Here is a 23,301-nt window from a genome sequence, read left to right on the forward strand (position 1 = left end):
AAGACGCATGGTGAAGTCTCCAGTCGGGGGAGAGTCAACCCTGCCACGGTACGGTTGAGGCATGCACTTCACCCGGCCCCGTGACCTGGTGGTGGCCGGGCTGCTCGGCCTGGGCCTCGGCTACCTGCTCTTCCAGGTCGCGTACGGCTCGCTGCCGCAACTGCCGCTGCTCGCCGGCATCACCTTCGCCGTGCTGGCCGTGCTCGAGCTCGTGCTGGCCTTCTCGATCCGGTCGCGGATCAAGAACGGCCGTGTCGTTGCCGCGATCGGGGTCGCCCGATCGGTGGCGCTCGCCAAGGCGTCGTCACTCGCTGGCGCCTTCATGACGGGCGCCTGGCTGGCCGCGCTCGCCTATCTTTTTCCGCGACGTGACGAACTCGTCGCGGCGGTGCTCGACACCCGCGCCGCGGTGGTCGGCGCCGGCTCCGCCGCGGCCCTGGTAGCAGCGGCTTTGTGGCTCGAACACTGCTGCCGCACCCCGCAGGACCACGATCGTGAGCGCACCCGCGGGACGACCGGTTAGCGCTGGAATCCCACCGCTCGCTGGACCGAGTAGGTCTCGTTCGGATTACGAGCAGGTACGGTGTCAGTCATGACCGGCGTGGGTGACGACTCGCGCGGCCGCCTCTTGGGCAGGCCGTGGCTCGTTGTCGGCTTTGTCCTCGCCATCGGAGCCACCCTCGCACTGGTGCTCAGCGACGACCTCCGCTATCTCCGGCTGGGGATCGTCGCGGCCCTCTGGGCCGCCCTGATCGGCGCTTTCCTCGCCGTGAAGTATCGCAAGCACGCGGCACAGAGCGAGGACGCGGTCGCCGAGGCGCAGGCTGTGTACGAACTGGAGCTGGAACGCGAGATCGCGGCCCGGCGCGAATTCGAGCTGGAGGTGGAGGCCGAGAACCGCACCGCGGCCGACTCCAAGGGCCGAGAGGAGCTGGAGGCGCTGCGCAACGAGGTGTCCGCGCTGCGCGACAGCCTCCAGTCGCTGTTCGGCGGCGAGGTTCTGCTCGAGCGCGTGGCGCTGACCGCGCAGGCGACCCGGATGCGCAAGGTGTCCGACGACAACCGGATGATCCCCGACGGCGCGCCGAAGAAGAAGCCGGCGCAGCTGATGGCCGGGAAGAAGCCGGTGGTCGAGGGCGGCGAGCGGCCGACCGAGCTGATCGACCGCGTCCTGGACGAGCGCCGCCGCAAGGCCTCGGGCGCGAAGCCCGCGAACGGCAAGGGCCTCGGCAAGGGCAAGGGCTTCGGCGGCAAGCCGGTCCCGAAGACGCCGGCGAACGTCTCCGTCCAGAGCACCCAGCAGATGGCCCGGCCGAAGCCGCTGAGCGAACGCCGTCCGCCGGTCCCGCCGGTCGACCCGGCGCTGAACGCCGCCCAGCGCGAGCTGAAGGCGGCGGAGCTGCGCGCCGAGGCGGCCCGCCGCCAGGCCGAGTCGCAGCCGATGCGGCTGCCGAAGCCGGACGAGATCGCGAAGCAGCCCGAGCGCCGTCCGGAGGCCGCGGCCGAGCCGGCGCGCCGTGACGTGCCGCGGCCCGCCGAGCCCAAGACCGAGATCCGCCGCCCGCCGGAGCCGAAGACGGAGATCCGGCGGCCGCCGGAGCCGAAGACCGAGATCCGCCGCCCCGAGCCGCCGCCCGCGCGCCGGGCGGAGATGTCGCGGTCGGACATCCGGCCCGTGGAGGCGTCGCGGTCGGACATCCCGCGGGTGGAGATGTCGCGGCCGGATATTCCGCGGGTGGAGATGTCGCGGCCGGATATTCCGCGGGTGGAGGCGCCGCGGTCGAACGGTTCGCGTGGTGAAGCGTCGCGTGCGGACATTCCCCGGGTGGAGATGTCGCGGCCGGACATCCCGCGGGTAGAAGCGCCGCGGCCGAACGGTTCGCGTGGTGAAGCGTCGCGTGCGGACATTCCGCGCGTGGAGATGTCGCGGCCGGACATTCCGCGCGTCGAGATGTCGCGGCCCGATATTCCGCGGGTGGAGATGTCGCGTTCGGACCTGCCGCGCGTCGGTGGCCAGCCGAACGGCGTGCGGCCCGAGCCGCGCAAGGCGCCCGAGCCGCCGCGTGCGCCGGGCCGTCCTGGGGCGAACGTGCCGCCGCCGAAGCCTTCGGAGATGTCGCGGTCGGACATCCGTCCGGTCAAGGACCTGAGCGCGGCCTTCCAGAACCGCGACGACTTCGCCGAGCGCCAGCGGCCGAACCGGCCGAAGCCGCCCGAGCCGAAGGCGCCGATGCCGCGGGACGCTGCGGCCTCCCGCACGGACCTGCCGCCGGTCGTCCCGCCGACGACGCCGGTGCCGAGCAACGGCCCGTCGCCGCGGCAGCCGTCGCGCACGAACCTGCCGCCGGTGGTTCCGCCGACGACGCCGGTGCCGGCCGCCGACGGCCGCCGCCCGTCGCGGCTGGAGCAGTTCTCGCGGGCGGACATGTCGCCGATCCTGGACGAGCCGCCGTCGCGGCACGGTGGTTCGCACCGGGCGCCGGGCGAGGCCGCGGCCCAGGCCGAGGCGCCGATGGCGAACCCGACGTTGCCGGAGTCGGTCCGCAACTTCCAGGGCCGTTCCGGCGGCCGTCGCCGCAAGCCGGACGAATCCCAGCAAATGCCGGCGGTCCCCGCGGCGCCGGAGCCCCCGGCCAGCGGTCGCCGGCGGCGCCCGGACGGCGAGCCACCGGCCTGGGAAGGCATGGTCGCCGAGCGGGCCTCGATGTCCCGCCGCGGAATGACCCCGGTCGACCCGGCCGACGTGGAGCAGAACGGCCACAACGGCGCCCGCAACGGCCACCGGACGCCCGAGCCGCCTCCGGGCAGCGGATCCCACGCGGCGGGCCGTTCGGTGAGCGAACTCCTGGCGGCCAACGGCGGCACGGGCTCGACCCCCCGCCGCCGCCGGCGCGCGGAGGACTGAGCCGCAGGCTCGCCAGACCCGAAGCGCCCCAATGTGGCGTTGGGTGCGCTGGACGCACCCAACGCCACATTGGGTGCGCTGGATGCACCCAACGCCACATTGGGTGCGTTGGATGCACCGAACGCCACATTGGGTGCGCCCAACGCCACATTGGGGCGGTCGGGCCCGGCTCAGACTTCGGCGTGGGCCGGGGCGGAAGGCCGGGGCGTGCGGGCCGGGGGGCGGTCGGGCCCGGCTCAGACTTCGGCGTGGGCCGAGGCGGAAGGCCGGGGCGTGCGGGCCGGGGGGCGGTCGGGCCCGGCTCAGACTTCGGCGTGGGCCGAGGCGGCATTCCGGTCCCCGCGCCCTCGCGTAGGGTGACCGGCTGTGAGCGGAACCCTCTCGCCCGCGACGGGACTTGATCGCGGACGGCGGCCTCGCCGGATCACCGTGCTGCTGCCGGTGCTCGGGCTGATCGTGGTGGCCCTGTGCGGCCTGTTCCTGTTCGGGCTCGCCACCGCGCGGGTCGGGCCCCTCGCCGTCACCATCGGTGTCCTCGCCGCGCTCGTGCCCGTGGCCGGCGTTGTCGCCGGGTTCCTCTGGGTCGACCGGTGGGAGCCCGAACCCGCCAAGTTCCTGCTGCTCGCCTTCGCCTGGGGTGCCTGCATCGCGACCATCACCGCGCTGCTCATCAACACCACCGCCGAGGCCGTCGGGGACGAGCTGCTCGGCCAGGGCAGCGGCAACACCGTCGCCGCGCTCGTCTCCGCCCCCGTCGTCGAGGAGGCCGCGAAGGCGCTCTTCGTCGTCCTCATCCTCTGGCGGCGGTCCAGTGAGTTCGACGGCGTCGTCGACGGGGTCGTCTACGCCGGGTTCAGCGCCGCCGGGTTCGCCTTCACCGAGAACATCTACTACTTCGGGCGGGCCTTCTACGACTACGGCTTCGGCGACGGGCACAGCCAGGGCGTCATCACCGCGTTCTTCCTGCGGGGCGTGCTCGCGCCCTTCACCCACCCGCTGTTCGCCGTGCTCACCGGCATCGGGATCGGCATCGCCGCGCGGACGACCACCAAGGCGCTGAAGATCGTCGCGCCGATCGCCGGGTACCTCGCCGCCGTCTGCCTGCACGCCCTGTGGAACAGCGCCGCGCTGCTCGGCGGCTCGAAGTTCCTCACCGTCTACTTCCTGATCATGCTGCCGCTGTTCCTCGGCGTCGTCTACCTGGTCGTCCTGCAGCGACGGCGGGAGCAGCGGATCATCGCCGCCGCGCTGCCGCACATGGCGGCGGCCCGGTGGATCGCGCCGTCGGAGGTCGAGCTGCTGGCCAGCCTGCCCGGCCGGCGGGCGTGGCGGCGGCAGGCGAAACGGCAGTCCGGCAAGCAGGCCGCGAGGGCCGTGGCGGTGTACCAGGCCAGCGTCACGGAGCTCGCGTTCCTCGATCGGCACCAGCTCACCAGCGACGTCGACCGGCAGCGCCAGCAGGAGCTCCTGCGCACCCTGAAGGCCGCCCGCGCGGAGGCGACGCGCCTCGCCGACGAGGCCGCCCGCGGGTGAACCGGTCCGGGTGAAGCTGGTCACCCGGGCTCAACGGCGTGCGCTGGCGCGAGTTAGTCTCGCGCCGTCGTCCGGTACCCGGAAAAGGGACTGGAACGAGAGCAGAGGGAGTCTGCCAGCCATGAGCGTCCACAGGCGCACGCCATGATGCGGCCCGCCCGCCTCGCGGTCGGCGTCGTTTCCGCCGGCCGGGTGGGCAGCGTGCTCGGCGCCGCGCTGGCCCGGGCGGGGCACACCGTGGTCGCCGCGTCGGGCCTGTCCGCCTCTTCGCTGGCGCGGGCCGAACGCCTCCTCCCCGACGTGCCCCTGCTGCCGCCCGACGAGACCGTCCGCCAGGCGGACCTGGTGCTGCTCGCCCTCCCCGACGACGCGCTGGCCGGGATGGTCCGCGGGCTCGTCGCCACCGGGTCGCTGCGGCCCGGGCAGATCGTCGTGCACACCTCCGGCGCGCACGGCATCGACGTCCTGGCCCCCGCGGCCGAGGCCGGCGCGCTGCCGCTCGCCCTGCACCCGGTGATGACGTTCACCGGCCGCGAGGAGGACCTCGAGCGGCTGGCGGCGTGCAGCATCGGCGTCACGGCGGCCGAAGGCGACGAAGCGGCGTGGAACGTCGGCGAAGCGCTGGCCGTCGAGATGGGCGCCGAGCCGGTGCGCATCCCCGACTCCGCGCGAGCGCTCTACCACGCAGCGTTGGCCCACGGCGCAAACCACCTGATGACGCTGGTCGCGGACTGCGCCGACCTGTTGCGGGAGGCCGGAATCGGGCAATCCGAACGCCTGGTCGCGCCACTGCTCTCGGCGGCGTTGGATAATGTGCTGCGACACGGCGACCGCGCCCTCACCGGCCCGGTCGCCCGTGGCGACGCCGGCACGGTCCGCAAGCACCTCGCGGTGCTGGCGGACCGGGCGCCGGACGTGGCGCCGGCCTACCGCGCGCTGGCCAAGCGCACGGTGGCGCGTTCGACGGCTGCCGGGCTGCTGGACACCGCGGCCGCCAAAGACCTCACCGAACTCCTCGACGATCCCGCCGAAGGGCCCCCAGACCAGTGACCACACCGAAATTCAGCCGCGGCACCCTGAACACGTTCGCGTCGCCCCAGCACGTGAGCCAGGTCAGCCGGGCGCTGCACGGCGTCGGCCGCAAGCTGGCGCTCGTGCCGACCATGGGCGCGCTGCACGCCGGGCACCGCGAACTGATCCGCCGCGCGAAGCGGCTGCCGAACAACGTCGTCGCCACCTCGATCTTCGTCAACCCCCTGCAGTTCGGGGCGGGCGAAGACTTCGAGGCGTACCCGCGGCCGCTGGAGGCCGACCTCGCTGTCCTGAGCGAGGACGGCGTCGAAATCGCGTTCACCCCGAGCGCCGACGCGCTTTACGCCGACGGCGCCGTGGTGACCGTGCACCCCGGCCCGCTCGGCGAGGAGCTGGAGGGCGCGGTCCGGCCCGGGCACTTCGCCGGCGTGCTCACCGTCGTGGCGAAGCTGTTCAACCTGCTCCGCCCGGACTACGCCCTGTTCGGCGAAAAGGACTACCAGCAACTGGTCCTGATCAAGCGGATGGTGCGGGATCTGAACATCGACACGCACGTCATCGGCGTGCCGACCGTGCGTGAGCGGGACGGGCTCGCGTTGTCGTCGCGCAACGTCTACCTGACGCCGGAACAGCGCGAAGACGCCATCGTCTTGTCGGCCGCCCTCACCGCGGGGGCGTTCGTCGGCCGGGACGGGGCGGACGCGGTCCTGGAGACCGCGTGGAAGACCCTCGCCGCGCGGCCCGCGGTCGAGGTGGATTACCTGGAATTGCGGGGAACCGACCTCGGGCCGGCGCCCGTCGATGGTGAAGCACGGCTGTTGATCGCGGCCCGGGTGGGGAGTACCCGGCTGATCGACAACGTTCCGGTGTTGCTCGGCAAGGCCGTCGAGCACCCGGAACGGCTGGACGCAGGGGAATAGGAGTCCACGATGTACCGCACGATGCTCAAGTCGAAGCTCCACCGGGTCACCGTGACCCAGGCCGACCTGCACTACGTCGGTTCGGTGACAGTCGACGAAGACCTGATGGAGGCCGCGGACCTGCTGCCGGGGGAACAGGTGTCCATTGTGGACGTCACCAACGGGGCGCGGCTGGAGACCTACGTCATCAAGGGGGAACGCGGCAGCGGGGTGCTCGGCATCAACGGCGCCGCGGCGCACCTGGTGCACCCGGGTGACCTGGTCATCCTCATCTCGTACGGCCAGATGGACGACGCCGAGGCGGCGACGTACCAGCCGCGCGTGGTGTTCGTCGACGCCGACAACCGGATCGTCAACCGGCACACCGATCCCGGCCACGCGCCGGAGGGCTCCGGGCTGCTGTCCGGCACGGTGACCCTGCCGCCGGACGAGGAGACGGCGATCTTCCCGGTCGCCGAGACGGCGGACGCCCGCCGCCTCGACGCGTTGCTGCACGCGGAAAGCTGACCCGCTTGCTGCTCACCGTCGACGTCGGCAACACGAACATCGTGCTGGGCCTGTGGTCCGGGCACGAGCTCGTGGGCGACTGGCGCATGCGCACGGACGCGCGCATCACCGCCGACGAGCTGGCGTTGACGGTCCGCGGACTGCTCGGCCCGCACGCGGACGCGGTGAGCGGGATCAGCGCGTTGTCGACGGTGCCGGCGGTGCTGCGCGAGCTGCGCGTGATGCTCGCCCGGTACTACGCCGCGATCCCGAAGATCGTGGTGGAGCCGGGCGTCCGCACCGGCGTGGCGCTGCTGGTGGACAACCCGAAGGAGGTGGGCGCGGACCGGCTGGTGAACACGCTGGCCGCGCACCACCTCCACAGCAGCGCGTGCGTGGTGGTCGACTTCGGCACGTCGACCAACGTGGACGCGATCTCCGCCCGCGGCGAGTTCCTGGGCGGCGCCTTCGCCCCGGGCATCGAGATTTCGGTGGACGCGCTGGCGTTGCGCGCGGCGGCGCTGCGGAAGGTCGAGCTGGTCCCGCCGCGGTCGGTGATCGGCAAGAACACCGTGGAGTGCCTGCAGTCCGGGATCCTCTACGGTTTCGCCGGCCAGGTGGACGGCCTGGTCCGCCGGATCGTCCGCGAGCTGGCCCCGGGCGGCACGGAACCGGTGGCGGTGCTGGCCACCGGCGGCCTGGCCCCGCTGGTGATCGGCGAGTCGGAGACGATCACCGACCACGTCCCGGAGCTGACGCTGCTCGGCCTGCGGCTGGTGTACGAGCGCAACGTCCGCGCCTGACCCTCCTCAGCCGCGAGCCAGCCGGCGGCGTTCCAGCACGTACCCCAGCGCGGTCACCGCCAGCGCCGGGAAGGCGATCTTCGCCTGCGGGAACCGCCCGGCCCCCGGCGGATCCACCGCGCGGGACCCGGGGTAGGCCAGCGCCGAAACCTGCGTCGCCCAGTACAGCGACGCCAGCACGGCCCCGGCGTCGAGCCCCGCCCGGGTCGGCCGTCGCCAGAGCTGCCACAGGCTGGTCGCCCCCAGCGCGAGTCCCAGGCTCATCGTCTGGCCGTTGTGGAACTTCGCGTGCGGCGGCCAGTCCGGGTTGAACACGTGCGTTTCGTTCCAGTCGGCCTTGTACGGGCCCACCGCGGTTACCAACGAGGTCAGCGAGATCAAGGCCCGCCCCGGTGAAATGCGCATTCCCGCAGTATCGGACCTCCACCTTGATCGAGGTCAAGGACGCGGGTTCAGCGACGTCGGGCGCGCAGGGCCGTGGTCACCAGCGGGAGGTCGAACTCGCCGGTCGCCGTCGCCGGGTTGGCCGAGAGGTACTGCCGGAGGCGGTCCAGCAGGGCCGCCGACTCCTCCGGGGCGGAGACGATCACCACCGAATACGTCGCGATCGTTTCCAGCAGGCTCTCCGCCGTGCGCCGTTGGGCGTGGCGGAACCGCTCCATTTCGAATGGTTCGAACGCCGGGTGGGTCACCTCGCGCATGTTTTCGATGCTCGCCGGGCGGCGGGCGCCGTCGCGGCCCAGTTCGGTGAACTCGGCGACCCACGGCACCGATTCGTCTTCGTAGTTCCACACCGGTACGCACACCCCGCCCGGCCGCAGCACGCGGGCGATCTCCGTCATCGCCTCCGGCACGTCGAACCAGTGGAACGCCTGGCCGATGAACACCGCGTCGAGGCCGCCGTCGGGCAACGGGATCCGTTCCGCCCGGCCGGCCAGCGACGTCGCCGACGGCGCGGCCCGCTCGAGTTCCGCGCGCATTTCCGGATCGGGTTCCACCGCGGTGACGTCGAGCCCGAGCGCGGTCAGGCCGAGGGTGAGTTTGCCGGTTCCGGCGCCCAGATCGAGCACCCGGCGCGGGGTTCCGGTCGCACCGGAAAGGCCCCACACGATCGCTTCCCGGGGGTAACCGGGCCGGTGCTCGGCGTACTCGGCCGCGCGGGTGCCGAACGAAGAGGCCCGCTCGGCGCGGTGCTCGGGTGTGGGTTCACTCACGAACCCCAGGATAATCGAGGGAAAGGAAAGGTAATCCGGTTGGCGTAGCGCGTGGCCGGGTTCGTACCCTATGGGCCATGACCGAAAACCCCGCTTCCACCAGCGAGCCCGCCGAAGACGAACTGCCCGAGCAGATGCGGGTGCGCCGGGAGAAGCGCGACCGGATCCTCGCCGAGGGGATCGATCCCTACCCGGTCGAGGTGCCCCGCACGCACACGCTCGCCGAGGTGCGCGCGACGCATTCCGGCCTGCCCGCCGACACCGCCACCGGTGAGGTGGTCGGCGTCACCGGCCGGGTGATGTTCCTGCGCAACACGGGCAAGCTGTGCTTCGCGAGCCTTCGCGAGGGCGACGGCACCGAGCTGCAGGCGATGATCAGCCTGGCGAAGGTCGGCGAAGACGCGCTGGCGGCGTGGAAGTCCGATGTCGACCTCGGCGACCACGTGTTCGTGCAGGGTGAGGTCATCACGTCCAAGCGCGGCGAGCTTTCGGTGATGGCCGACGCCTGGCGCATCACGTCGAAGGCGCTGCGCCCGCTGCCGGTGGCGCACAAGGAGCTCGCCGAGGAGACGCGGATCCGCCAGCGCTACGTCGACCTCATCCTGCGCCCGCGCGCGCGGGACGTCGTGCGCACGCGCGCCGGCGTGGTCCGGTCGCTGCGGGAGTCGTTCCACCGGCGCGGGTTCACCGAGGTCGAGACGCCGATGCTGCAGACGCTGCACGGCGGCGCCGCGGCCCGCCCGTTCGTCACGCATTCCAACGCGTTCGACCTGGAGCTCTTCCTGCGGATCGCGCCGGAGCTCTACCTCAAGCGCTGCGTCGTCGGCGGCATCGAGAAGGTCTTCGAGATCAACCGCAACTTCCGGAACGAGGGCAGTGACTCGTCCCATTCGCCGGAATTCGCGATGCTCGAGTACTACGAGGCCTACGCCACGTACGACACGAACGCGGTGATGACGCGCGAGCTGATCCAGGAGGCCGCGCAGGCCGTGCTGGACAGCCAGGTCGTCACCCTGCCCGACGGTTCGGAGTACGACCTCTCCGGCGAATGGACCACACTCGGAATGTACGAGTCGTTGTCCGATTCCCTCGGCGAAGAGGTCACGCCCGAGACCCCCGCCGCCAAACTGCACGGATTCGCGCAGGCCAGGGGCCTGGAAGTGGATCCGAAGCTGGGTCACGGCAAGCTGGTCGAGGAACTGTGGGAACACCTCGTCGGAGATCATCTCCACGCCCCGACGTTTGTCCGTGATTTTCCGCTGGAGACGTCGCCATTGACGCGGCAGCACCGCTCCCGGCCGGGGGTGGCGGAGAAGTGGGACCTCTACGTGCGCGGTTTCGAACTCGCCACCGGATACTCCGAGCTGGTCGATCCGGTCGTCGAACGGGAACGCCTCACCGAACAGTCCCGGCTGGCCGCCGAGGGCGATAGCGAAGCCATGCGGCTGGACGAGGATTTCCTCCGTGCCCTCGAGTACGGAATGCCGCCGAGCGGTGGTGTCGGAATGGGTATCGACCGGCTGCTCATGGCGCTGACCGGTCTCGGTATCCGGGAGACCATCCTCTTCCCGCTGGTGCGTCCCGAATAACCCGCCCGTGGGATAGCGGCCGGGTTATGGCAATGAGATTTGCGCTGTCCTCCGGAAGCGGGTACTAATGTTCTGGACAAAGTCTTCTGTCCCGGGGCTCGCCCCGAACCCAGATCATTGAGTAAGCCCCGCAGGAGGAATCGGATGGCACAGAAGGTGCTCGTCTCGCTGGTCGACGACCTCGACGGCAGTGAGGCGGAAGAGACCGTCGAGTTCGGTTTGGACGGCGTCAGCTACCAGATCGATCTCTCCTCGGAAAACGCCGAGGAGCTGCGGGACGCTCTCGCCCAGTATGTCGAGCACGCGCGTCGCGCGGGTGGTCGCAAGCGTACTTCGGTGCGCCCGGTCGCGGGTAAGGGTTCGGCCCGCCCCGCGGCGGTCGACCGTGAGCAGAACCAGGCCATCCGGTCCTGGGCGCGCAAGAACGGTTACGCGGTTTCCGACCGCGGCCGCATCCCCTCCGAGGTCGTCGAGGCTTACCACAAGAAGAACTGAGTATTGGGCACGTCACCCCCGCCCGGGGGTGGACGGCAGGTCACTGACCAGCCGTTATCCCGAGTCCGGCGCGGGTGGCGAATTCTGGTGACGCGGGGGTTTCCAGAGGTGGCCGCCGGGCGAATTCGCGCCCGGCGGCTTTGTCATGTCCGATCCTTGTCCGGTTCCCCGGCGTGGCCCGCGCGGGCCGTTCGGACGTACTCGCCGGGCGACTGGCCGGTCACGGTCCGGAAATCGCGGATGAAGTGCGATTGGTCGCTATAGCCCAGTCGAACCGCCAGACCGGCGTAATCGGGTTGTCCTTCCGTGACGATCCGCTGCGCTGCGTCGTTGAGGCGGTATATCCGGATCGCCTGCTTGGGTGGGCAGCCGACGTGTTCGGCGAACACCCGCTGTACGGACCGGGTGGTTAGTCCAGTATCCGCGCAGAGTTGCGCCACCCGGGTAATTCCCGGATCCCGCGCGATTGATTCCACCGCCTCCGCCGCCTGCCGCGCGGCCGGTGAGAGCCGCACGGGTTTTGCGATCAGCAAGTTGTCGACCGCATCGGCCATTTCCGCGTCGTCGCGGGCCGACTGCACCGATTCCGCGGCCCGCGACGCCGCCAGTCCGAAAACGTCGGTGAGCGGGACACTGCGGTCGGCGATGTCACGCACCGGCCGGCCGAGGAACGCGCGGAAGCAGCCCGGCCGAAATCGCACGCCCAAGCCCTGGACCCGGCCGGCCAGCCGGTGCGAAAAGACGTCGCGGGCCGGGCCGTAGACGCCCGAGGCGCCGGGAAAGAACGTCACGTGGACCGCGAGGTTCGGCAGCACGCGCTGTTCGTACGGCGGTTTGCCGCGCAGGTCCCAGCGCAGGATCCAGTGGTAATCGACGAAATCGGCCAGTTCCGGCGCGGGTGCGTGGCGGGTCAACGTGAACATCGTGCGCGCGGTGGCCTCGGCCACGATGCCGCGCGGGATCCGGTGCTCGCCCACGCGTCCACGGTAGCTGTCGCGTTCCTTCAAGACGCCCGGGCACGCGGGGGTTTGGATCGCGGACATGAACGCCCACCTGGTGCGGCCCGCCGCGGCCGAATTCCTCCGCATCGCCGGCGCGGTCCCCGGCCTGACCCCGCCGACGCCGTGCGCCGGCTACGACGTCCGCGGGCTGCTCAACCACCTCCTGTACTGGGGCCCGTGGCTCGTGGCCGCGGGACGGCGCGAGGCCCCGCCGTCCCCGGCCGGCGGCGAGGCGGAGGCGGCCTTGGTGGCCGGCGACTGGCGCGCGGCCCTGGAGAAGCAGACGGAGACGCTGGTGGACGTCTTCGGGACGCCGTCGGCGTGGACGGGGACGACGGCGCTGGGCACGGCGCAGCTGCCGGCGGCGGTGGTCGGCGACATGGTCCTGGGCGAGTTCGTCCTGCACGGCTGGGACCTGGCCCGGGCGACCGGCCGGTCGTGCGCCTTCGCGCCGGAGGCGGCGACGGCGGTGTACGAGTCGGCGGTGGCCATGGGCGAGCAGGCGCGGTCGATGGGGGTCTACGGGCCGGCGGTCGAGGTGGGCGCGGATGCGTCGCCGCTGGAGCGGGCGCTGGGCGCGGCCGGGCGGGACCCGGGCTGGACGCCCTGAGTCAGCGCGGGCAGGTGCGCGGGCAGCCGTCGCACTCTTCGGCCGACGGCAGCAGGTACGAGAAGCAGCAGCTTTCGCGGCGCCGGGTCCACTCGCGGTCCTCCGTCAGGCGCAGCGTCGACGCCGACGTCAGCGGGGGGTACCGCTCGTCGAGCACCAGGGCCGCGTCCGCCACGCCCGCGCCCTCCGCCTCGGCCGTCCCGCCTTGGCGGCCCGCCCACCACAGCGAGTTCTCCAGGGCGTCCGTCGCCGTTGCCCAGAGCGTGCGGCGGCCGAGTCTGCTCAGGGGCGCGTAGGCCCGGATGAACTGCGTCGCGTGCGCCAGGTAGCGGGCCCGCAGGACCGCCGCCAGTGCGCGCTCGTCGCGGACCACCGTGGCCTCCGGGCGGGCCGAGCCCGGGTCCGTCGGCAGGCAGTGGAACGCGTCACCCAGTACCGCCATGCCGTCCGGGTGTGGGCGGTCGTCGGCCAGGCGGAACGCCAGCTCTGCGGGCTTCAACGAGGGCACCCGGCGCTCGTGGTGCAGCAGCAGCGCGCCGACGTACGCCGGGACGTGCAGGTACCACGTCAGCACCCAGCTGGCCGTCGTGCGGGCCGGTGCCGAGGAGTGCTCGCGCAGGAGCCAGTCGCCCAGCAGGCCGCGCCACTCGTCGAAGTAGGCCGGCGTCTCCAGCAGCTCCGAGCAGCGGATCCAGCCCGCCGGGACGTCCCGGCGCAGCTCGCTGCGGCCCTGCAGGCCCGAAACCCGCCGCAACGACGACGCGAGGCCGTCGCCGACCTCGCGTGCGTCACGGAAGGACCGCTGCTGGTTCAACCGCGGCCCTCCTCGTAAGCGCCGTAGTGGATTAGGCGTGCCTAACCTTACAGACTTCCGGCGTCTGCGCCAATCGGGTGGGGTACTCCGAGCTTGCGGACTGTTCGCGGTGAGCGGACAGGGCGCGGATGGCGGAATCCACGTGGCCGCTCGCACGTTGGGCTTGACGTAAAGGTGCAGGGCAACCTGATGATGGGAGCACCCGGAAGATGCCACGTCCGGGTGCGGAAACGACCGCCGAGAGCCGTAGTGGTACGCCAGCGCGACGACTTGGCTACTAGAGTGGTCTCACGGTGCTGAATCCATCGCGGGTGAAAGCACGATGATGGAAACGGGCCGCCGGCGCAGCAGTCGAGGGAGTGCACATGTTTGAGAGGTTCACCGACCGCGCGAGGCGGGTGGTCGTCCTGGCTCAAGAAGAGGCCAGGATGCTCAACCACAACTACATCGGCACCGAGCACATCCTCCTGGGTCTGATCCACGAGGGTGAGGGTGTCGCCGCCAAGGCGCTGGAGTCGCTGGGCATCGCCCTGGAGGGCGTGCGCCAGCAGGTCGAAGAGATCATCGGCCAGGGCCAGCAGGCGCCGAGCGGGCACATCCCGTTTACGCCGCGCGCCAAGAAGGTGCTGGAGCTGTCGCTGCGCGAAGCGCTGCAGCTCGGCCACAACTACATCGGCACCGAGCACATCCTGCTCGGCCTGATCCGCGAGGGCGAGGGCGTCGCCGCGCAGGTCCTGGTCAAGCTGGGAGCGGACCTCAACCGGGTCCGCCAGCAGGTGCTGCAGCTGCTCTCGGGCTACCAGGGCGGCAAGGAGTCCACCGAAACCGGTTCCGGCCGCGGTGAGGGCACCCCGTCGTCGTCGCTGGTCCTCGACCAGTTCGGCCGCAACATGACCGTGCTCGCCCGCGAGGGCAAGCTCGACCCGGTCATCGGGCGCGGCAAGGAGATCGAGCGGGTCATGCAGGTGCTGTCCCGCCGGACCAAGAACAACCCGGTGCTCATCGGCGAGCCCGGCGTCGGCAAGACCGCCGTCGTCGAGGGCCTCGCGCAGAGCATCGTCAAGGGCGAGGTGCCCGAGACGCTCAAGGACAAGCAGCTCTACACGCTGGACCTGGGCTCGCTGGTCGCCGGCTCCCGCTACCGCGGTGACTTCGAAGAGCGCCTGAAGAAGGTGCTCAAGGAGATCAAGACCCGCGGCGACATCATCCTGTTCATCGACGAGCTGCACACGCTGGTCGGGGCGGGTGCCGCCGAGGGCGCGATCGACGCGGCTTCGATTCTGAAGCCGATGCTCGCCCGCGGTGAGCTGCAGACGATCGGCGCGACCACGCTCGAGGAGTACCGCAAGTACATCGAGAAGGACGCCGCCCTCGAGCGCCGGTTCCAGCCGATCCAGGTCGGCGAGCCGTCGCTGGAGCACACGATCGAGATCCTCAAGGGCCTGCGCGACCGGTACGAGGCGCACCACCGCGTCTCGATCACCGACTCGGCGCTGGTCGCCGCCGCGACCCTGGCGGACCGGTACATCAACGACCGGTTCCTCCCGGACAAGGCGATCGACCTGATCGACGAGGCCGGTGCCCGGATGCGCATCCGCCGGATGACCGCGCCGCCGGACCTGCGCGAGTTCGACGAGAAGATCGCGAACGTCCGCCGCGACAAGGAGTCCGCGATCGACGCGCAGGACTTCGAGCGGGCCGCCCGCCTGCGTGACGAGGAGAAGACCCTCCTCGGCCAGAAGGGCGAGCGGGAGAAGCAGTGGAAGGACGGCGACCTCGACGTCGTCGCCGAGGTCGACGACGAGCAGATCGCGGAGGTGCTGGCCAACTGGACCGGCATCCCGGTGTTCAAGCTGACCGAGGAGGAGACCACCCGGCTGCTGCGCATGGAGGACGAGCTCCACAAGCGCATCATCGGCCAGGAGGACGCGGTCAAGGCCGTCTCGCAGGCGATCCGCCGTACGCGTGCCGGCCTGAAGGACCCGAAGCGCCCGTCGGGCTCGTTCATCTTCGCCGGCCCGTCCGGTGTCGGTAAGACCGAGCTGTCCAAGGCGCTGGCGGCGTTCCTGTTCGGCGAGGACGACGCGCTCATCCAGATCGACATGGGCGAGTTCCACGACCGCTACACCGCTTCGCGGCTCTTCGGTGCCCCTCCGGGCTACGTCGGCTACGAAGAGGGCGGCCAGCTGACGGAGAAGGTGCGTCGCAAGCCGTTCTCGGTGGTGCTGTTCGACGAGATCGAAAAGGCGCACCAGGAGATCTACAACACGCTCCTGCAGGTGCTGGAGGACGGCCGCCTGACCGACGGTCAGGGCCGCACGGTCGACTTCAAGAACACGGTCCTCATCTTCACGTCCAACCTGGGCACGTCGGACATCTCGAAGTCCGTCTCGCTCGGGTTCGCCGGGTCCAACGACACCGGCACCCGGTACGAGAAGATGAAGCAGAAGGTCAACGAGGAAATGAAGAAGCATTTCCGCCCGGAGTTCCTGAACCGGATCGATGACATCATCGTGTTCCACCAGCTGACGCAGGAACAGATCATCATGATGGTCGACCTGATGATCGGTCGCGTGGAGACGCAGCTGCGCGCGAAGGACATGGAGCTGGAGCTCACGGCGAAGGCCAAGTCGCTCCTGGCCAAGCGCGGCTTCGACCCGGTGCTGGGCGCGCGGCCGCTGCGCCGCACGATCCAGCGCGAGATCGAGGACCAGCTGTCGGAGAAGATCCTGTTCGGCGAGGTCGAGCCGGGCCAGATCATCCTGGTCGACGTCGAAGGCTGGAGCGGCAACCCGGAGGACAAGGACGACCAGGCGAAGTTCACCTTCCGCGGTGAGCGCCGTCCGTCGTCGATCCCGGACGCCCCGCCGGTCAGCATCGGCGCGGGCCACGAGGAGCAGGGCGGCGAAGCCGAAGGCGAGTGATCGTCGCTTAGTACGCCAGGAGGGCGGTTCCCCGGTTCGGGGGGCCGCCCTTCGGCGTTTCGGGGGGGATGAGTCGGAGCCGCGGCTCGGACGGCCGGCGGTGGATCCGGTCGAGGGTTCGGGTCGAGGTTTGCCGAGGGGTACGTGCCCGGTTCCGCTTGGCGCCAGCTCCGCGAGAATGCTGGCATCAGCCAGGCCGGACCGGCGCGGCGCATGGGCGTCAGCCAGCCGCAGCCGCCCCTGGCGCACATGAGACGATGCCCCGCGGACCTTGGGGAGGGGAATCCGCGTGGACGTGCTCTCGATCGACTTCGGGACTTCCAGCACCGTCGGTGTCCTCTCCGCCTACGGCCGCGGGCTGCGGGCCATCGAGGTCGATGGCTCGGTCACCATGTCCTCCGCCGTCTTCCTCGACGATGACGGCTTGCTCGTCGTCGGGCAGGATGCCGGTCGGCGGGCGCGGCTTGATCCGCGCCGGTTCGAAGCGCATCCCAAGCGGCGGATCGACGAAGGCCACCTCGAACTCGGGGACACCGAGGTCGCCATCGAAGACGCCTTCGCCGCCGTTCTGCGCAGGATGGGTGAGGAAGCCCAGCGGCAGCTCGGCCACCCGCCCGCGCAGACACGGATCTCGCACCCCGCCGGCTGGGGCGCCGGCCGGCAGGACGTCCTCCGGGCCGCCGCCGTCAAGGCCGGGCTCGCCGATGTCCGGCTGATCCCCGAGCCGGTCGCCGCCGCCGCGCACTACGCCAGTCTCGGGAGCCGGGCCGGGGGGCCCATCGGTGTCTACGACCTGGGGGCCGGCACCTTCGACTGCGCCGTCGTCGGGGTCAGCCGGCGGGGCTTCACCGTGCTCGCCGAGGACGGCCTGCCCGACCTCGGCAGCCTCGACATCGACCAGGCCCTGCTCGTCCACATCGGCCGCTCGGTGTCGCACGCCGATCCCGCGCAGTGGCAACGTCTCCTGCGGCCGCAGACCACCGCCGACCGCCGCACCCGGCGAGCGCTGCTGCAGGACGTCCGCGACGCCAAGGAAAGCCTCTCCCGGCACGCGCAGACCCACGTGCCGATGCCCGAGCCGTTCGGGGACGTCCTCGTCCGCCGCGACGAGCTCGAGGCGCTCGTGCGGCCCAGCCTGCTGCGCAGCGCCGAACTGCTCGCCGCCACCATCCGCCGCGCCGGGCTGAGCCCCGCGCAGCTCGGCGGTGTCTACCTCGTCGGCGGGCCGAGCCGGATGCCGTTGCTGGCCACCCTGCTGGCACGGCAGCTCGGCGTCGCCCCGACCACGCAGGACCAGCCCGAGACGGCCGTCGCGTTCGGACTCCACCACGTCCCGCTGGACGCCGCCGACGACCGCACCCTGCCCGCGTTCGCCCCCGTCCGTCCGCCCGTCGCGCCGCCGCGGCCGCAGCCGTGGCAGCAGGTCCGGCAGTACGCGCCGCCTCCGCCGGAACCGCGCCGGAAACGCAAGCCCTGGTTCCTCGCCCTCGCCGTGCTCCTGGTCGCGACGATCGTGGCCACCGTCGTCGTGTTCGTCATCCAGGACCGGGCCGCGCAGGCCGCAGCGGACTGCACGCAGACCGCGCAGCGCGACCGGGCCGGGTTCACCCCGTGCCTGCGCTCGCTGGCCGGGTCCGTCCCGGATCGCGGCACCTGCAAGGAAATCGACCACCTCGGGCAGCTGCTCGGCGCCCAGGTCGCGGTCATCTGCGACTTCACGGGCGGCAGCGTCAGCTACTACCAGGGCTTGACCGTCAAGGACTTCGAGGTGAACGCGAAGCTGCCGCCCGCGGGCAGCGCCGTCGGCCGCGGCACCTGGGACGGCGGTGGGCTGCACGGCGAGTACGTCGCCGGTGCCGGCCGGAAATCCTCGAGCGTGCTCTTCGGCGTGGCCGAACGCCGGGTGGTAGCCATCTACATCACGGACGACCCCAGCCGCCTCGGGGAGCTGATCGCCGGCTTCACCCGCGAGATCAAGCCGGCCTGACTCACCAGGCCCGGTCGAACCGCATCCCGCCGGCGTACCAGTCGTCGTCGGCGACCGGTCCGGTCGGCGCCTCGGCGGCCGCTGCGTCCGACGACCGGTCCTTGAGCACCTTGCCGTCCGGCTCGGCCGGCGGGGCGGCCGCGACCGGCACGGCGACCGGCACCGGCTCCGGCTCGAACTGCACCCGCCAGCGCAGCCGGTCCATCAGGTAGCCGCCGGTGCCCAGCGGCGCCAGCAGCTGCCCGGTCCGCTTCGCCGACTCGCGCTGGGCCTCGACGTACGTGCGCAGGACGGCGTCCGCGATTTCCGCCGCCGACATCCCCGATACGGCGTCGGTGAGCCGCAGCCGGGTCAGCACGCCGTCGGTGTTGACCGACAGCGAAACCGTGCCGTCGGCGGACGTCGCCGTCGCCGACAGCGCGTCGAGCTCGGCCAGCAGGGTTTCGCGGTCCGGTTTGGCCGGACGGTCAGCCATCCATCCGCTCCAGGTGACCGGCGTCCTGCGAAACCCGGCCGTCCGGCGCGATGTCGACGTGCCGGTCGCGGACGTTCTGCTCGGTCTGCCGCGAGGTGTGGTCGGTCTCGAAGTTCGACGGGTCGAAGCTCGAGCCGGGGCTGACGTCCGGCGAGCCGGGGATCTTCGGCAGGTCGACGGCTTCGTCGCCGATGCGGTTCGCCAGCGTGCCGGCCGCCTCGCCGGCGCCGTCGCGGATCTTGGCCGCGCTGTCGAGGAAGCTCTGGTGCAGATCGAACGCGTTGTCGCCGGTGATCTCCGCCTGGTTCGCCACCATCGCACTGATCGCGCCGCCGGCGGCGTTCCCGGCCACCAGCGCGCCGTTGGCCGCGGTGAAGATCGCCGCACCCGCGGGCGCCGCGACGCCCGCGCTGGCCACGGTCAGCAGCCCGGCGACCGCACCCGCGAACGTCGCCGCGAGCACCTTCGACATCGCGGCTTCGCGCTTGCGGGACTGGTCTTCCTGGTACTTCTTCGCCGTCTCGAGGAACGTCGTGCCGAGGTTGCTCAGGTCTTGGCGGGCCGACGCGATGGCCTCCCGCGCCGCCACGACGTCGCTCTCCAGCACGGTGATCTTGGTTTCCACCTCGGTGAAGGCGTCGGCCAGCTGGTTCAGGTACGCCTTGACGGCGTTCGCCGCGGCGCCGCGCCACACGTCGAGGAACTGCCGGGCGTCGTCGAGCTTCGGCTTCGAGTCGCGCTGCAGCTGCTTCCAGACGGCGTCGTGCTTCATGATCAGGCTCTGCAGGCCGTCGGCCGACTCGTGGTCGATGTCGGCGTCGGAGAACTCGCGGTAGATGGCGGCCGTGTCGTCCTGCATCTTCCGGAAGTTCTCGTTCGAGTCGTCGAAACCGAACAGCCAGATCTCGGTCATCCGCAGGATGTCGAGCGCGTCCAGCGCGTCGTTGGCGCCGTCCTTCAGGTCCTCGGAGACGCCGTCCAGGAGTTCCGCGCGGCGGCCGTCGCCGCTGGACATCGGTTCGGCGTCGAGGCCGGTGTCGAAGTAGCCGTCCACGTCGTCAGTTCCCGTCCAGGCCGGCGGCGGCGCGGTTGACGTGCTGCTTCGAGTCTTCGTCGGCCTGCTCGTACAGTTCCGCGACCCGCATCAGCGCGTGGCTCGTGTCGGCGGTGGTCTGGTGCAGCTGCGCGACCAGCTTCTGGATCTTCGCGAGGTGGTCGTTGTAGGCCGCGGCGACGGCCGGCATGCCCAGCGTGCGGCCGAACGCGTTGTCGACGGGCAGCAGCCCGGCGATGCCGCCGAAGAGGCCGCTGCCGCCGCCGGCGGAGACGGGGACGTCGGTGCCGCGCAGGCCGTTCGACGCGGTTCCCGCGGCGTCGGCCGCGTCCTGCAGGGCTCCGGCCGAATCCCGCAGGTCCTGCAGGTCGGTCTCGAATCCGATCATCACTCACCTTTTCTTCGGGCTGCGCGTTCCGGCCATGTAAACACCGTTCGATCACCGGCCAAGGTGGTTTGCCGGTGGTGTGCCCCAGATCACGATCGGCCCGCTGTACCGCCGAACGGGCGAATGTCGTCCGTGGCGGTGAGGTTCGGCGCTCCTACCTGCATGAGCACAGTCACCGAGCCTCGTGCGCCGACCGTCCGGCGCCAGTTGCGCGAGGCGAAACGGTTCTCCTGGACGGGATTCGCGGTCACGGCCGGGGCGTCGCTGCTCGGAACGCTCGTCCCGGCCGCGATCGGGGCCGGTCCGGACGCGACGCTGATCTCCACGCTGGTCGTCACCGTGCTGGCGGCCGGCGGGTTCACGGCCCGGGACGGCAGCGCCCGCGGCATCAAGGCGCTCGCGATCGTGCTGCTGGCCACCGGCGCGCTCGTGCTGACAGTGACCGGTGTGACGGTGCTCGACCTCGTCCGCGGCCGCCCGGCGACGTTCCCCGGCGTGCCGGCGGCGCCCCCGGAGGCCCGGGTCATCGTGCCGGAGTCGGTCACCTGCGGCACGACCCCGGTGCACACGACGACGACCTGCGTGGTGGCGGTCCGCAGCGTCGGGGCGAGCGCGCTGCGGGTCAGCGGCACCGAGGTGGACAGCCCGGACTTCGCGGTGGACGCGAGCGCCTGCGTCGGCCACGACGTCGACCCGGGCCGCCGGTGCACCCTGCTGGTCAGCTTCACCCCGGCCTGGAGCGGCGACCGGGTCGCGGACCTGACGGTCCACCACAACGTCCCGGGCCCGGCGGCGTTCGTCGAGCTCACCGGCCGCGGCGGTTAGTGCTCCGCGCCCGCGGTGACCGCCAGGTCCTCCGTCACCCGCAACGCCGTGTCCGCCAAGGCTTCCAGGGCGGCGGCGATCCGGTCCACGCCCAGTGACGGCGCCGGCTTGCCCGCGGCCGCGACCTGCTCCGGGCTGAACGGGACGTGCACGAATCCGCCGCGCACCGCCGGGAACTCCGTGGCCAGCAGGTGCATCAGGCCGTAGAACACCTGGTTGCACACGTACGTCCCGGCCGTGTGGGACACCGACGCCGGGACGCCCGCCGCGCGGATCGCCGCCACGCACGCCTTCACCGGCAGCGTCGTGAAGTAGGCCGCCGGGCCGTCCGGGACCACCGGGGCGTCCAGCGGCTGCGCGCCCGCGTTGTCCGGGATGCGGGCGTCGATCAGGTTGATCGCGACCCGCTCCGGGGTGACGTCGGAGCGCCCACCGGCCTGGCCGGCGCACACCACGAGGGCCGGCCGGTGCGCTTCGACCGCCCGCCGCAACGCGGGCAGCGATGCCGCGAACTCGCACGGCAGCTCGACCGCCGCGACGTCGTCCCGGCGCGCGGCCACCAGCGAAACCGCCTCCCACGACGGGTTCACCGGCTCGCCGCCGAACGGCGCGAACCCCGTCATCAGCACCCTCGTCATGCACCCTCCCGATGCGAACAGCGTCGAGGCCACCCTACGTCCGCAGGGTGGCCTCGACGACGACGGCGATCAGGCGGCGGGCTTGAGCCCACCCGGGAACAGGTACTGGTCCGCGGGCTTGCCGGTGCCGTACACCCACGCGTCGAAGAAGCCCTTGAGGCTCCGGTGCGCGACGAGTTCGGTGTACCGCTGGAACTCCTGCATGCTCGCGTTCCCGCCGCGGTGCAGCGACGGCCACGTCTTCAGCACGAAGGCGAACGCCGGCTGCCCGATGTAGTTGCGCAGCGCGTGCAGCATCAGCGGGCCCTTCGAGTACACGTAGGTGAACTCGTTGCCGGCACCCATGTCGTAGAGCTTGCCGTCCCAGAACCTCGCGGACGCCTTCTTGACGTCGGCCGCGTACTGCTTGTTCAGGTCGACGCCCTCCTTCGCCTCGTCCCACAGCCACTCGGCGTAGGAGGCGAAGCACTCGTTGAGGCAGACGTCGCGCCAGTGCGCGACCGCGACCGAGTCGCCGTACCACTGGTGGGCGTTCTCGTGGACGATCGTCGGGACCGTGCCGGCCCAGCCCGCGGAGTAGATCGGCCGGCTCATCGTCTCCAGCGAGAAGCCGATCTCCTCGTTGAGGAAGATGCCGCCCGCCGCGTCGATCGGGTACGGGCCGAACTTCGACTCGAGGAAGTCGAGGATTTCCGGCAGCCGCGCTTCGGCCTGCTTCGTCGCATCGGGGACGCCGGGGGCGTACGCGCTCACGACCGGGGTGCCGTCCTTGCGCTGCCGGCGGTCGAAGGTCCACTTGTCGATCGCGACCGTCGTCATGTACGGCACGATCGGCGTTTCCTCGGCCCACACGTGCGTGGTGCCGCCGGGCGCCTTGACCGAGCCGCGCTCGCGGCCGTTGGCGATCACACCCCACTCGTCGGGCACGGTGATCGCCAGGTGGAAGGTGGCCTTGTCGAGCGGGGTGTCGTTGACCGGGTACCAGGTGGTGGCCGACTTCGGCTCGCCGGCGACGAACGCGCCGCCCGCCTTGGCGTACTGCCAGCCGTTGGCACCGAGCGACGGGTCGCTGATCGGCGCGGGCACGCCGTGGTAGGCGATCGCGACCTTGAAGTTCTGGCCCCGCCACAGCGCCCGCGCCGGCGTGATGACCAGCTCGTGGTCGCCGGTCCGGGCGAACTTCGCGTCCCGGCCGTCGACCTTCACCGAGTCGACGGTCAGGCCGCGCAGGTCCAGGTCGAACGAGCTGAGCGACTGCGTCGCCCGCGCGGTGATGTCCTGGCGGCCGGTGAGCTGGTGCGACGCCGGGTCGTAGCCGACCTTGAGGTTGTAGTCGGCGACGTCGTAGCCGCCGTTGCCGTCCTGCGGGTAGTAGCTGTCGCCCGCGCCGTCGCTGCCGGGCTTGGCCGGGCCCCAGCCGTCGCCCGCCGCGGCGACACCGGCGCCGAGGCAGAGACTGGCGACCACGGCGGCCGCCACCACGACCGGTTTCTGTCCCCTCATGAACGCTCCTGTCCGTGTCGGTGGACCTCGCCCGCAACGTATCGCCACGATCGGGTGAACCGGACGATCGCGTCGCATTTGTCCGGATAATCAGCACTTACGTCG

22 protein-coding genes are annotated in these 23,301 nt (G+C 71.4%); 13 read left to right on the plus strand and 9 right to left on the minus strand.

Annotation, left to right across the window (positions count from 1 at the left end):
* Positions 1-61 precede the first annotated feature (61 nt).
* The 7 genes from C2L59_RS20230 to C2L59_RS20265 all read left to right on the plus strand — a co-directional run bounded on the left by C2L59_RS20230 (position 62) and on the right by C2L59_RS20265 (position 7,679).
* A complete protein-coding gene (locus C2L59_RS20230; protein ID WP_103351060.1) occupies positions 62-523 on the plus strand; it encodes a DUF3180 domain-containing protein in 462 nt (153 codons plus the stop codon).
* Positions 524-592: 69 nt separating this feature from the next.
* The gene (locus C2L59_RS20235) at positions 593-2,905 is read left to right on the plus strand and encodes a DUF6779 domain-containing protein (RefSeq protein ID WP_103351061.1); all 2,313 of its coding nucleotides are present in this window, start codon (positions 593-595) and stop codon (positions 2,903-2,905) included.
* Between the two features lie 429 nt (positions 2,906-3,334).
* Complete coding sequence (locus tag C2L59_RS20245; protein WP_103351063.1) at positions 3,335-4,438, plus strand: PrsW family intramembrane metalloprotease; 1,104 nt, start codon at positions 3,335-3,337, stop codon at positions 4,436-4,438.
* 144 nt (positions 4,439-4,582) lie between these two features.
* On the plus strand, positions 4,583-5,488 hold the full coding sequence (locus C2L59_RS20250; protein ID WP_103351064.1) for a Rossmann-like and DUF2520 domain-containing protein: 906 nt from the start codon (positions 4,583-4,585) through the stop codon (positions 5,486-5,488).
* Complete coding sequence (panC, locus tag C2L59_RS20255) at positions 5,485-6,390, plus strand: pantoate--beta-alanine ligase (protein WP_103351065.1); 906 nt, start codon at positions 5,485-5,487, stop codon at positions 6,388-6,390. The genes C2L59_RS20250 and panC overlap by 4 nt, the downstream gene beginning before the upstream one ends.
* A 9-nt stretch (positions 6,391-6,399) precedes the next feature.
* The gene (gene panD, locus C2L59_RS20260; protein ID WP_103351066.1) at positions 6,400-6,897 is read left to right on the plus strand and encodes an aspartate 1-decarboxylase; all 498 of its coding nucleotides are present in this window, start codon (positions 6,400-6,402) and stop codon (positions 6,895-6,897) included.
* A gap of 5 nt (positions 6,898-6,902) precedes the next feature.
* Positions 6,903-7,679, plus strand: coding sequence for a type III pantothenate kinase (locus tag C2L59_RS20265; RefSeq protein WP_103351067.1), 777 nt, complete (start codon positions 6,903-6,905; stop codon positions 7,677-7,679).
* Positions 7,680-7,685: 6 nt separating this feature from the next.
* On the opposite strand, the gene C2L59_RS20270 is transcribed toward C2L59_RS20265, so the two are convergent.
* Complete coding sequence (locus tag C2L59_RS20270; RefSeq protein ID WP_199199167.1) at positions 7,686-8,084, minus strand: DUF6640 family protein; 399 nt, start codon at positions 8,082-8,084, stop codon at positions 7,686-7,688.
* Between the two features lie 47 nt (positions 8,085-8,131).
* The gene (locus tag C2L59_RS20275; protein ID WP_199199168.1) at positions 8,132-8,893 is read right to left on the minus strand and encodes a class I SAM-dependent methyltransferase; all 762 of its coding nucleotides are present in this window, start codon (positions 8,891-8,893) and stop codon (positions 8,132-8,134) included.
* Between the two features lie 77 nt (positions 8,894-8,970).
* Here C2L59_RS20275 and lysS point away from each other — a divergent pair, with 77 nt between their 5' ends.
* Positions 8,971-10,482: a lysine--tRNA ligase gene (gene lysS, locus C2L59_RS20280; RefSeq protein WP_103351069.1), complete on the plus strand. Its 1,512-nt coding sequence runs from the start codon at positions 8,971-8,973 to the stop codon at positions 10,480-10,482.
* 144 nt (positions 10,483-10,626) lie between these two features.
* The gene (locus tag C2L59_RS20285) at positions 10,627-10,977 is read left to right on the plus strand and encodes an Lsr2 family protein (protein ID WP_103351070.1); all 351 of its coding nucleotides are present in this window, start codon (positions 10,627-10,629) and stop codon (positions 10,975-10,977) included.
* A 143-nt stretch (positions 10,978-11,120) separates the two neighbouring features.
* Here C2L59_RS20285 and C2L59_RS20290 read toward each other — a convergent pair whose 3' ends face one another.
* Entirely contained in the window at positions 11,121-11,954 is an 834-nt protein-coding gene (locus C2L59_RS20290; protein ID WP_370444757.1) for a DUF6597 domain-containing transcriptional factor, read from the minus strand.
* A 64-nt stretch (positions 11,955-12,018) separates the two neighbouring features.
* On the opposite strand from C2L59_RS20290, the gene C2L59_RS20295 reads away from it, so the two are divergent.
* Positions 12,019-12,588 carry a TIGR03086 family metal-binding protein gene (locus C2L59_RS20295; protein WP_103351071.1) on the plus strand — a complete coding sequence of 190 codons (570 nt, stop codon included), beginning with the start codon at positions 12,019-12,021 and terminating at the stop codon, positions 12,586-12,588.
* A 1-nt stretch (position 12,589) separates the two neighbouring features.
* On the opposite strand, the gene C2L59_RS20300 is transcribed toward C2L59_RS20295, so the two are convergent.
* Positions 12,590-13,402, minus strand: a complete 813-nt coding sequence (locus C2L59_RS20300) for a (2Fe-2S)-binding protein (RefSeq protein WP_103351072.1) — start codon at positions 13,400-13,402, stop codon at positions 12,590-12,592.
* Between the two features lie 365 nt (positions 13,403-13,767).
* Here C2L59_RS20300 and C2L59_RS20305 point away from each other — a divergent pair, with 365 nt between their 5' ends.
* On the plus strand, positions 13,768-16,326 hold the full coding sequence (locus tag C2L59_RS20305) for an ATP-dependent Clp protease ATP-binding subunit (RefSeq protein WP_103351073.1): 2,559 nt from the start codon (positions 13,768-13,770) through the stop codon (positions 16,324-16,326).
* A gap of 289 nt (positions 16,327-16,615) precedes the next feature.
* A complete protein-coding gene (locus tag C2L59_RS20310; protein ID WP_103351074.1) occupies positions 16,616-18,313 on the plus strand; it encodes an Hsp70 family protein in 1,698 nt (565 codons plus the stop codon).
* A 1-nt stretch (position 18,314) separates the two neighbouring features.
* On the opposite strand, the gene C2L59_RS20315 is transcribed toward C2L59_RS20310, so the two are convergent.
* Genes C2L59_RS20315 through C2L59_RS20325 form a run of 3 tightly spaced genes read right to left on the minus strand, consistent with a single transcriptional unit; the run spans position 18,315 to position 20,230 of the window.
* Positions 18,315-18,788 carry a YbaB/EbfC family nucleoid-associated protein gene (locus C2L59_RS20315; protein ID WP_103351075.1) on the minus strand — a complete coding sequence of 158 codons (474 nt, stop codon included), beginning with the start codon at positions 18,786-18,788 and terminating at the stop codon, positions 18,315-18,317.
* Complete coding sequence (locus C2L59_RS20320; RefSeq protein ID WP_103351076.1) at positions 18,781-19,842, minus strand: hypothetical protein; 1,062 nt, start codon at positions 19,840-19,842, stop codon at positions 18,781-18,783. The genes C2L59_RS20315 and C2L59_RS20320 overlap by 8 nt, the downstream gene beginning before the upstream one ends.
* Positions 19,843-19,846: 4 nt before the next feature.
* Complete coding sequence (locus C2L59_RS20325) at positions 19,847-20,230, minus strand: hypothetical protein (RefSeq protein ID WP_103351077.1); 384 nt, start codon at positions 20,228-20,230, stop codon at positions 19,847-19,849.
* A 162-nt stretch (positions 20,231-20,392) separates the two neighbouring features.
* On the opposite strand from C2L59_RS20325, the gene C2L59_RS20330 reads away from it, so the two are divergent.
* On the plus strand, positions 20,393-21,055 hold the full coding sequence (locus C2L59_RS20330) for a hypothetical protein (protein WP_103351078.1): 663 nt from the start codon (positions 20,393-20,395) through the stop codon (positions 21,053-21,055).
* Here the strand turns inward: C2L59_RS20330 and pcp are convergent.
* Positions 21,052-21,693, minus strand: coding sequence for a pyroglutamyl-peptidase I (pcp, locus tag C2L59_RS20335; RefSeq protein WP_103351079.1), 642 nt, complete (start codon positions 21,691-21,693; stop codon positions 21,052-21,054). The genes C2L59_RS20330 and pcp overlap by 4 nt on opposite strands.
* A gap of 69 nt (positions 21,694-21,762) precedes the next feature.
* Complete coding sequence (locus tag C2L59_RS20340) at positions 21,763-23,196, minus strand: M1 family metallopeptidase (protein WP_103351080.1); 1,434 nt, start codon at positions 23,194-23,196, stop codon at positions 21,763-21,765.
* Between the last annotated feature and the right edge of the window lie 105 nt (positions 23,197-23,301).

This window comes from Amycolatopsis sp. CA-128772 (genome assembly GCF_002904295.1).
Taxonomy (GTDB): Bacteria; Actinomycetota; Actinomycetes; order Mycobacteriales; family Pseudonocardiaceae; genus Amycolatopsis.